General features: G+C 41.8%; 5 protein-coding genes. All 5 read right to left on the bottom strand.

Annotated features, from left to right (window positions below; all coding sequences use genetic code 11):
* Positions 1-305, bottom strand: a 305-nt coding sequence (locus G500_RS22870) for a hypothetical protein (RefSeq protein WP_035756772.1), incomplete at its 3' end; no start/stop codon positions are given.
* 83 nt (positions 306-388) lie between these two features.
* Positions 389-691 (bottom strand): hypothetical protein, encoded by a 303-nt coding sequence (locus tag G500_RS0107965; protein WP_027002179.1) that lies wholly within the window; start codon positions 689-691, stop codon positions 389-391.
* On the bottom strand, positions 672-1,352 hold the full coding sequence (locus G500_RS0107960; RefSeq protein WP_027002178.1) for a hypothetical protein: 681 nt from the start codon (positions 1,350-1,352) through the stop codon (positions 672-674). Before G500_RS0107960 ends, G500_RS0107965 begins: the two co-directional genes overlap by 20 nt.
* A gap of 249 nt (positions 1,353-1,601) precedes the next feature.
* A complete protein-coding gene (locus tag G500_RS0107955; protein WP_027002177.1) occupies positions 1,602-2,141 on the bottom strand; it encodes a hypothetical protein in 540 nt (179 codons plus the stop codon).
* A complete protein-coding gene (locus G500_RS0107950; protein ID WP_027002176.1) occupies positions 2,134-3,645 on the bottom strand; it encodes a hypothetical protein in 1,512 nt (503 codons plus the stop codon). Before G500_RS0107950 ends, G500_RS0107955 begins: the two co-directional genes overlap by 8 nt.
* Positions 3,646-3,869 lie beyond the last annotated feature (224 nt).

The following is a 3,869-nucleotide window of genomic DNA, read 5'->3' as shown; positions in this document are numbered from 1 at the left end:
TCGTCATCATTTTCGTCATCATTTTCGTCATCATTTTCGCGCCGTTTCCACAATTCCACTCGGCACGACATGCCATGTTCGTGGCACTCTTCGGAACAGGCTTTTTCGAAAGCGGCTTTTGCTTCTTCGAGCGTGTCAAATTCTAACGATTCGATGTCTGGGTTTCTGTCGGTGAAACCTATTTCGCTTGTGATTAAAAGGACTTCAAAGTAAGGCATGGTAAATTTGGGCTTTAAGGTTTTGAAGGATTTAAGAAAAAGACGGCTTTTTTCTACTAAGTAGTTTTTTTTCGTCTTTTCTTTCATAACGCAAAGAAAACGCAAAAGTTTCACTTTTCCAAAAAAAAGACGAAAAAAACCGACAAAATCGCTTTTTTTCCGCTTTTTCTTTATTTCATCTCAAATAAAGCGGCTCGAACCGCTTTATCGAGTTCGAACCATTTGAGCATAAAAGCAAGCATACGCGCCTGCGTGAGGCTTAGTGTTATTTTTATTTTGCCCTGCCTCTTTAATTTTATCCGCATGATTTCATCTTGAAACAAGCCCAAAAGTTCGGCTTGCAACGCCTCCTCGATGCTGCCCTTTTCGGGTGCTTCGCCTTCGAGGGCTGCACACACCTGCTCCACTTGCACTGGTGAGAAGGTTGCATCGAGGCGAAAGGGGTAGGCGCGTTTATTTATGTTGATTTTCATATTTTTTGATTAAATCTTCGTGTATTTCTTTTGCCCTGATTTTGATAGACTCGATACTATCTTGCATTTTTAGCGGATAGATAATCAATCTATGAATCTCCTCTCGGTGCATGTGAAGATAGTCGGTAGGTATATTTTCGAGCCTCGCAAAGACTTTCACCAAAAAAGTAACGCACTTGGCTCGATACTGAATTAAATCGGAAGGCGTTTTTTTCGCCTCTGTTGGCTTTATTTCTTCTTTGTCGAGCCTTTTATCGTCCGAAGTGGTTTCGAGGGCGTGTGCCTCAATTTTGGGGGCATTTTCAGGGCTTGGGAAGTAACCATGCTTGTTGTAATGATTGCAAGCCTTCAAAAAGCCGTTTATTTCGGCTACTTTTTTAGCCGTATCCGAATTTTTGAGTAAATCCTGCCCCTTCTCTGGGTATTGGTACAATTCACGATTATTTTCATAGAAAATAACCTTTTTGGCTGCCCTGCCCTCTTTATCACCCTCCAAAAGAATGTTTTCACAAACTCTAAACAATTTTTTGAAGTCTTGCCCTTCGTATGGGCTTAGTCTTAGGGCGGACTGTGTAGTCCTGACCTGACCGTTGGCATCTGCGTAGGCGACCTTGTCGTGGAATAAAATCACCATGCGTAAGTTTGTATTGAAATTTGGCATTTTTTAGTTCTTTTTTAGAACTTTGCCCCTCTTTAAAGTATAGTTTAAAGTCTGCTTTAAAGTCTTAAACTTTGCTTTAAACTGTATCAAAGATACAGTTTGCTTTAAATATACTCTAAATGCCTTATTGCTTTAAATAGTCGCAAAAAACGTAAAAATGGCGTAAAATAAAGGCAATAAGGTATCAGCCCTATTTTCATAGGGCGTTTGAGAGGCAAAGGAATGAATTATTTTTTTAAAAAGAAAATTTTAAGAGGCTTTTTTTACGGATAGCGGATTTTTTTTGTACCGCTTTTTCCAATAAAAAAATTGAGGATTGAGGACAAGCCCCACATTTTGGTCAAATCTATGCCGCTTGTCTTCGCTGGTGGTAGCCAAAAACAACCCTTTGCAAAGAAAAGCTCGCTCGACATGCGCTGCTGCGGTGCGCTCATCTAAGCAGGTTGCAAGCGCGTTATGCTTGGCAAGCCACTTCGATATGATGATTACTGGGGCTTGTATTTCGCTCCCATTTATCTCACCTTCAAAACGACGGATAAATTGGGTATCACCTTTATTAAAAGAGTTAATAAAAGATTCATAAATATTTAATACGGTATTTGCAGCGTTTAACCTGACTTGCTTTTTTAAGGGCTTATCGATGTTGTAAGTCTTTATGTGCCTGCGAACCTTGTTTAAGGTGTCTTGTACGCTGATAAACTCGCTTTCTTTTTCGGCTATTTGGCGAAGGGTAGGAAAGCCGAAAACGAAGACTTCCGTACCCAACTCTCGCATGGCTTGACTACTCATGCTGCCCTCCTTTCCTCGATGCCTGTGCATACACTTCCAAAGCCCTTATATCCACTAAGTCATTGAAGGTAAGACCGCAGGCGGTACAGGTTTCGCCTCGAAACTCGCACTTTTCCCCCGCCACAAAGGGCAGGGGTTCGTCGAGTTCGATGCAATAGCTTTCTAAGGCATCTTTAATCGCTTGGGGCTTGGGCTTCTCTTTTGGCGTTTTAGGTTTTGGGCGTTTGGCTTTGCGCCAAATCCACGAAGCTACGTAAGCCAAAATAAACGGAACGAATAAGAGTAGGCAGGCAGTTAGTTCTTGCCCGAAGGTTACGGCTAAAACGATTGCCGTAAGGCTAAAAAGTTTCCCATTTTTCCCCTTTACCACCTTCGCATTGTTACGCTGCTCCCAAGCAGCGATTCTGCATTCTTCGGTGCAATAGACTTGTTTGGCGTGATTGCGGACGTATTCAGCAGAACAGTGCTTGCAGGTTGCAACGCCTTTCAAACTACGATTATCGTTTTTACGATTATCGTTAGAAACAAAGCCTTTTATTTCTAACTTGTTCAGATGCTTGGTGTCATTGCCAAAGCCGCTTATATTTTTGATGGGCTTACGATTTTCGTCTATACGATTATCGTTTTTACGATTTTCGTTAGACGACAACCGTTCTTTTTTCTTCTTTGCGCGTACTTTGCCTTCGATTTTCACGCCGACAAGGTATTCATACATAAACCAATACGCACCCAAATTAAGGCACTCCATCACAAAAAAGACGATTGCCACAATCCAACCTAAGTAACTGCCTTCGCTTTTTGTGGCTTCATACAAACCTTCGAACTTGTCGTCGAGGGCTTTTTGGGCTGCCTCTTTTTTCGATATCAAGGCATTTAGGGCTTCATTAGCCTTAGCCATGTCCTCACGCGCAACAACGGCACGCCAATCCGTACCCTTGCGCTTGGCTAAAACGCCCTGTGCGTTTGATAGTACCGCTTTTTGTGCCTCAATTTGCGGGGCATATTCCGCGTTTATGCTATCAAACGCCTGCGCTTTGGCTATTTTTGTCCTATCAATTTCAGTATCCGTCGCCTGTGAGTAAGCTATTTTGTAACCTGCATAACTCGAAACGCCTATACTGTATAGGCTTGTAATAATCAAAACGGCTACAAACCCAAGTTTGATAGGCTCTTTTTTGGCTTTCGCCATAAAGACCATTTCGGAAGCCTTAGCTTTTGCAAGCTCGAAGGCTACACCCATCAAAAGGCAAATAGCAATTAAGATAACACGCTCCACAACCGCAAGCCTTTCCGAAATAAACCACACAAGGGCTATGGCACTGATATAGCTTAGTATATGATACAATTTTGAGAAGTACATCGAAAAAGTGTAAATAGGCTGATAAAAATAGGCATAAGCCTTGTTTCGCAATTTTTTTGCGGCTACCTCATAAATGGCAGACTTTTTTTTGGCAGATACAATTTTTTTCGTATCTTTGCCACTTGAAACCATTTTTCGGAACATGTGATTTGGTTTTAAATTTGTGGTTAAATTTTTGAAGGATTTGACCCCGCATGCACCCCTGAACGACTTATTCAGGGGTGTTTTTTGTTGGCATCTTGACAACTTGCGCTTGGTCTAACAGATTTGAAGCTACGCTTACTCCCTGCGTTTTGAGTTCCAAAAGCCTAATTTTTAGCACCTTATCAAATTCGCTTTCGAGGGCTTTCGCCTCTCTTAGTAAGCGG

Origin of the sequence: Hugenholtzia roseola DSM 9546 (assembly GCF_000422585.1) — a bacterium.
Lineage (GTDB): Bacteria > Bacteroidota > Bacteroidia > Cytophagales > Bernardetiaceae > Hugenholtzia > Hugenholtzia roseola.
Note: the sequence above shows the minus strand (reverse complement) of the source record. Positions and strands in the feature narration are given on the sequence as shown.